Origin of the sequence: Tritonibacter sp. SIMBA_163, assembly GCF_046535935.1 — a bacterium.
In the GTDB taxonomy this organism is placed as follows: Bacteria; Pseudomonadota; Alphaproteobacteria; order Rhodobacterales; family Rhodobacteraceae; genus Epibacterium; species Epibacterium scottomollicae.
Genome location: NZ_JAWJBP010000146.1, coordinates 1 through 400 on the forward strand (window position 1 = coordinate 1; position 400 = coordinate 400).

At 50.0% G+C, this 400-nt stretch carries 1 protein-coding gene; it reads right to left on the minus strand.

Annotation, left to right across the window (positions count from 1 at the left end):
- Positions 1-379: thymidylate synthase (locus tag R0J92_RS21835; protein ID WP_411053184.1), on the minus strand; the 379-nt coding region annotated here is incomplete at its 3' end.
- Between the last annotated feature and the right edge of the window lie 21 nt (positions 380-400).

Below are 400 nucleotides of genomic sequence, written 5' to 3' on the forward strand. Positions count from 1 at the left end.
AGCCGCGTTCTTTGTATTTGGCCAATTCGCTATCTTGAATGACGCGGGTGTCGTCCCACTTACGCCACTGAACGCCGTATACCGGCCCCAGGTCGCCATTTTCATCAGCCCATTCATCCCAAATACGCACGCCGTGCTCTTTGAGGTAAGCGATGTTGCTCTCGCCTCGTAGGAACCAGATCAGCTCATGAATGATTGAGGTCAGGTGAAGTTTCTTAGTCGTTAGGAGAGGCAGCTTGCCACCGGTCAAATCAAAAGCCATCTGCTGCGCAAACAGACTGATCGTGCCGGTTTTTGTCCGGTCGTCTTTCTTAACGCCTAGATCGACAATCTGCTCAGCGGTGAGCAAATAGATGTCATCAACTACATTTTTGGTCATCTTCCAATCCCATTGTTGAGT